Origin of the sequence: Brevibacillus sp. NRRL NRS-603 (genome assembly GCF_003013445.1) — a bacterium.
Lineage (GTDB): Bacteria > Bacillota > Bacilli > Brevibacillales > Brevibacillaceae > Brevibacillus > Brevibacillus formosus.
Genome location: NZ_PXZN01000003.1, coordinates 1 through 1,711, shown reverse-complemented (window position 1 = coordinate 1,711; position 1,711 = coordinate 1). Strand labels below are relative to the sequence as shown.

Below are 1,711 nucleotides of genomic sequence, written 5' to 3'. Positions count from 1 at the left end.
GAGAAGAATATTTCCAGACGTAGCGACTTGTGGAGTCCTACCAAGCGGAGAAGGGATTTGCGGGCAACAGAAACGCAACCGTGCCAGTGCTACGAAGCGGCTACCACTTTTGCGTTTCCCCGCAAATCCCTTCGGAGCGGACAGTCTCAACCCCCAGCAGGACGGAGCCTGGAGCCTAGACTGGAAATATTCTTCTCTTCACCACAGCCACATAAAAAAAGACCTCTGTCCTAAAACAAAGGTCTTCCCCATCGAAATCATTATTCACCTAAATCAACGTTATGGTACACCTGCTGCACATCGTCCAAGTCTTCCAAAGCATCGATCAGCTTTTCGAATTGAGCTTGTACATCTTCTGTCAGCGTTACTTCGTTTTGCGGCAGCATGGTCAGTTCAGCTACGGTAAACTCTGTGACGCCGCCGTTTTTGAGTGCAGCGTGGAACATCAACTATTAAAAAAATATCAATGTTTATGTACTCACTTTTTTGTTGGAAATAGCATCATAGCACAAGATGCACAAATTTACCATTGTAGTGACATTGTATATCACTGCTCAAAGCTATTAATCAGATTAAATGATGTGATGAACATTGAGTAAATTGAGAAGAACCGTTTAACTGAATTCCAATAATTATTTCGATAATGGAACCTCCTACAGTTTCATTTTTAATTAGTGCCAGGTATTTATGTTTAGTTGATAAAACATTCAAGCACTACAAATAAACAAAAATCAACATTGTCAATTGAGTTCCTAAAACCAATCATCAATGGGCTGCTTTAAAATGCTTCCATCTTAAATAAGCGACCATCGTTTCCTTCATCATGTAAAGACTTTATAATAGTATTACTGTTTTTCAATTCCTCGATTTTCCCAGGTTTTCGAATTGATTCAGGAAGTTCATCTTGGATAGTAGAAAATATATATTGAATATTATATTCTTCACTATATTCTTTTATTATCTTATAAAAATTTTCTTTTTGCCTTGAATCTAACCCATCAAACACACCATCGTGATATACAAAGTGTATAAATTTCTTGCTAGCGTATGTAGCTAATATAGCTAAATCAAAAGCACAGCACATTAGTTTTTTATATGTTGTTCCTTTATCTTTACTGCTAACTTGACTAGTATTCATATCAATGATTTCAGAGATGAACTCAACATTATTTTTCTTATTTAGGGGTGTACTTAACACTCCAGCATCCCCTAACGTTTCCATTAGAATGTTATTGAAATGCTTTCTTATTGATTCAATATACTTGTTTTTTTCACCAAAAAAATCTTCTTTTATAGAAACAATAATCTTAGAAATATCGGACTCTAATTTACTTCTGTTTTCATTAAGGTCAACTATTGAATCGATACTATTTATTTTAGTTTTGATACTCTCAATTTGTACTTTTAATTCAGTTATATCCTGTTGAAGTAACTTGAATTTTTCAAACGAATGTGTCGCGTTAATATATGAAAGCATATTACTTTTTCTCGCGTTCAATTCTACAATTGCAGCCTTATTTTCTTCATATAATAACGTGTATTCATTAAGCATCTCTCGTAAAATTTCATTTCTTTCACTTAATATTTCTTTGTTGAATAGAACTAAATCAGAGTAGTCTTTTTCTAGTTGCTTTTCGAAGTATATGCCAATTTCATTATAAAACTCCTTTATTTCTTCTAAGTCAAAGTCAAAATATAATATTTATTTCTT

1 protein-coding gene and 1 pseudogene are annotated in these 1,711 nt (G+C 33.8%); both read right to left on the bottom strand.

The window, feature by feature from the left end:
• Positions 1-260: 260 nt before the first annotated feature.
• A pseudogene (locus tag C7R94_RS00855) lies at positions 261-443 on the bottom strand (YebC/PmpR family DNA-binding transcriptional regulator); the annotation flags it as partial.
• A gap of 335 nt (positions 444-778) precedes the next feature.
• The gene (locus C7R94_RS00850) at positions 779-1,552 is read right to left on the bottom strand and encodes a DUF2326 domain-containing protein (protein ID WP_106778071.1); all 774 of its coding nucleotides are present in this window, start codon (positions 1,550-1,552) and stop codon (positions 779-781) included.
• Between the last annotated feature and the right edge of the window lie 159 nt (positions 1,553-1,711).